This is a genomic window from Geobacillus sp. Manikaran-105, assembly GCF_002809955.1.
GTDB lineage: Bacteria > Bacillota > Bacilli > Bacillales > Anoxybacillaceae > Geobacillus > Geobacillus thermophilus.
Map to the genome: position 1 here is coordinate 1 of NZ_PIJG01000097.1, position 3,573 is coordinate 3,573.

General features: G+C 51.6%; 3 protein-coding genes and 1 pseudogene. All 4 read right to left on the reverse strand.

Annotated elements, in window-relative coordinates; genetic code table 11:
• Positions 1 to 165: 165 nt before the first annotated feature.
• Positions 166 to 780 (reverse strand): PH domain-containing protein, encoded by a 615-nt coding sequence (locus CV945_RS16440; RefSeq protein ID WP_033010549.1) that lies wholly within the window; start codon positions 778 to 780, stop codon positions 166 to 168.
• Positions 781 to 850: 70 nt separating this feature from the next.
• Positions 851 to 1,570, reverse strand: coding sequence for a DUF7916 family protein (locus CV945_RS16445; RefSeq protein WP_100660174.1), 720 nt, complete (start codon positions 1,568 to 1,570; stop codon positions 851 to 853).
• Positions 1,571 to 1,751: 181 nt separating this feature from the next.
• The gene (locus CV945_RS16450) at positions 1,752 to 2,807 is read right to left on the reverse strand and encodes an RNA-guided endonuclease TnpB family protein (RefSeq protein ID WP_015375302.1); all 1,056 of its coding nucleotides are present in this window, start codon (positions 2,805 to 2,807) and stop codon (positions 1,752 to 1,754) included.
• Positions 2,808 to 2,872: 65 nt separating this feature from the next.
• Positions 2,873 to 3,573: pseudogene (locus tag CV945_RS16455) on the reverse strand (IS982 family transposase); the annotation flags it as partial.

Genomic DNA, 3,573 nt, shown 5'->3' on the forward strand with positions numbered 1-3,573 from the left:
TCCGATTGTTCGATTCTGTTTTCCTTCATAACAAGTCATTTTGATAGAATGCGGTGGGCGCTCTACTGGATGTAAAACAAAGTTTCAACTTATATAGCACCACGGGTTAAGGAAAGATACCTCGCCTCTGGCACGGCGTCTTTCCCCGATACAACCTTCATCTCGTCACTGTTGAATATATTTGTCAAACACAAAGCCGAAATCCTTCACCGTATAGTTCTTTTTCGCTTCCGTCAGCCAGCGAAAAGCGTATTCATTCACGGCTTGAAAATCCGCCGACACATTGGCGCCGTCACCGCGCATGTTGGCCAACACCTTGGCCGCCAGTTCCAAACTCCGCTCCGCATAGTTGAACTTCGTTTCGTTTTCATGGCAAATGTCCGCGATCGCCAGCAGCGATTTATACAAATCTTTCAGTTCCTCAATATGCTTTTTATGCACATCAATGGAGTAGGAATGCGGTCCAATTTTAAATTTAATTTCCGCATCCAAATCGACCGTCCCGGCCGTTTCGAGCGATACGTCGGAAATCGGATGCTTGTAGTAATCGTAGCGGCGCAGCGTCCGTTTTTTGCTCGCGGCGCTCGTGCCGTCCAAATGAATGAGCGCGCGGTTGGTGAAGCAATACTCATCCGATTTTGATTTGATAAGAAAATAGATTTTCTCCCCATCCTCGTGCATCACATAATCATCGGCATCGACTTTGTCATAGTCTTTCGGCTGAATGACCGCACCGATGTCGCTTAACCCAAGCACATCGGCGGCGACTTTTCCAAACATGCTCATGTTCCTCCGGCTCCTTCCACGTTTTATCGGCGCCCGCCTATTGGCGGATGAACGGCGTTTTGCCTTAACAAGGCGCCGTACCCTCATTCTGTAATACGCCGCGATCGAAAAAATGTTTCATCGTCGGCAAATCCGCCCCAAACGCCGTGGCCAGTTCGGCGTTGGTGACCGCCGGATACAGCGGCGCAAATTCCCCGACGACTTCCGCGACGATCACCCTGCCTTCTGACGCTTGAATCGATTGTTTTAACACATGGTGCAATCCGACTGGAATGAGCAGCCGGTTGAGGAACCCGAAAATGCCGACGCCAACCGCCCCGGCGCCGACGATCCAATGGCCGACCGCGTTGATGCCGTCTTGAATCGGCGGCCATACATAGCCAAAAATCAAGGCAAGCACGAGCATGACAAGCGATGTCACGATCGGCACAAACCGCCGTCCGCCGAAGAAGCCTAGCCAGTCGGGCAACTTGATATCATGGTAACGGTTGTATAAAAGCCCGGCGATCACTCCGGAGATGATGCCGCCTAATACGGACATATTGATGTCCTTATCAATCGCGGCGGCCCCTTTTGTCAAGACAAAGTAGCCGATCGCCCCAGCAAGCGCCGCCGCGCCGTTGCCGTCTTTCGCAAAACCGATCGCCACGCCGATGGCGAAAATCAACGCTAAGTTGGAAAATACCGCATCGCCTGCGGCGGCGATAAACGGAATATTCAATAAATCAGGCTGGCCAAGCCGAAGCAGCAATCCCGCCGCCGGCAATACGGCAATCGGCAGCATTAACGCTTTTCCTAGCCGCTTTGACACTCCACACGGCTAAAGCCGTGGGATTCTTGGGTCGTTCGCGTCCTCCTCCATTTCTGGTTCGGACAACGCCCAAGTTTAGGGGTGTGTCATCACCCCGTCCCATCGGGTTAGAGTGTACCCCGATGGGCGGCGCACCTGTGACCAGTGCGCTAGGTTAGGAGGCGAAGCCCGAAATCGCTTTGGCGATGTTGATGGCGCCATTCAAGTCGGCGTGGAGAGTGTATCCACACCTTTGGCATCGGAAGCAGATGCCGTTTCGGTTCGCTTTCTCTCGATGTCCACATTTACACGTTTGGCTCGTATAAGTTGGATTCACCCACTCCACCCGAATGCCTGCCATTTCGGCCTTATAGGCAATCATCGTTTGTAGTTGGTGAAATGCCCAAGAATGAAGGCTTCGTCCTGCTTCTTTAGCCGATGTTGCCCGTTTCCGAATGCCTGTCAAATCTTCCATCCGAATCACGCCAACACCGTTGGCGAGCGCAACATTCACGATTTGACGGCTGATTTTGTGATTTTGATCCTTCATCCAGCGGGACTCTTTGCGGCCGATTTTGCGAATCATCTGGAGCTTCTTGGCTTTGCCCAACGTTCGCCGCAAAGCCGCATAGCGTCGGCGCACAAAGGCGCATTGGTTCCCTTTGAAAAACCACGATTTCGTTCCCACGCTGGCCACGGCGATATAGCGAAGCCCTAAATCAACTCCCATCACCTTTGTTTCGTGTCGCGGTTCCACTTCAAATGTGACCGCAACAGCCAAGTACCATTTCTTTCTCTTTTTGTAGAGCTTGGCGGCCCCTTGTTTGACGGTTCCGTCCAGCAGCCGATTCAGCCACGCTTCTTGGTAGGGGCGCGCAACCACTGGCACGCCAATTCGCTTCTCCAGTGTGGGGAAGGAAACCGTGTAGAACGCTCCTTTCTTTTCCACCTTTACGTTTTGATTGTTAAAGCAACACCATAACGTTTGAAAATTATGTGTTTTCTGATTTTTCTTTTGGGACTTCACTTCTCGAATCGTCTGATTGACGACGGCGGAAGGAAACCGCTGCGACGAAAACTCTTTAAATAGTTTGCTCGTTGCTTGATTCAGCTCGGGATGATTCAACAGCCAATTCGCAAACGCGGTATTCACTTTTGTCATCCGTTCATACATGTCTTGTTTGGTTTTCGTCGGCTTGTGCAGTTCCAGCCTTAGTGTGATCGTCGGCATGGATTCACCTCCTCGTAGCGATTACAGGATACCATTTTTTTATAACCCATGGTGCTAGTTGAGCGTCAGCGCTCAACTAGCCCTAGTGTGACCAGGGAATACGCCAATAAGATGCCATCGAGTGCCACTTCAAACCCGGCAATGGAATTCGCTCGAATGTCGGTGATCCGGTATTGGTCTACGAGAATCGAAAACACTGTCTCGATGACTTTGCGTTTTTTTCGGATCCATTCTTCCCATGCTTTGGATGGGCCGTGCTTTTGATTGTGTCGAGACGGTGTCCAGAACGTAGCTTGGTGTTCTTCGTACAGCTTTTCTCGAAGAGCGCGGCTGATGTATCCTTTGTCCCCAAAGTTGTAGGGATGAGGGATTGGAGTCATCACCGTTTCAGCGGCTTTGACGTCGTGGTAGGACGCTTCCGTCACGACATAGCCCATGGCCAGCCCTTGATTGGTCACTTGAAGGTGCAGCTTGAAACCGTAGTACCATTGCGTTTTGGAAGCACAATACCCCATATCCGCGATCCCTCGAAATCGCTTGACGCGCTGCATTCTCGCGGGATGGCACAATGGAAGAGGCAAACTGTCGACAATGTCTAGCATGGTGTTGGCCACGTTTCGCCAGTTCATGACGAATCCATTTGACCGCGAAACCAAGCGCCCGGCAGCGGCGGTTGTATCGGGAGCGTTCAAGAAACGAGCCGTTTGTGAACAAATTTCCCGTGACAAAACGATGCCATGCCCGTTCGGATGTAAAACCGAGCAGC

What these genes read in the sequence shown, in the direction of transcription:
- CV945_RS16440 (WP_033010549.1), bottom strand. Translation starts at nt 780, where the DNA reads ATGTTTGGAAAAGTCGCCGCCGATGTGCTTGGGTTAAGCGACATCGGT.
- CV945_RS16445 (WP_100660174.1), bottom strand. Translation starts at nt 1,570, where the DNA reads ATGCTGCCGATTGCCGTATTGCCGGCGGCGGGATTGCTGCTTCGGCTT.
- CV945_RS16450 (WP_015375302.1), bottom strand. Translation starts at nt 2,807, where the DNA reads ATGCCGACGATCACACTAAGGCTGGAACTGCACAAGCCGACGAAAACC.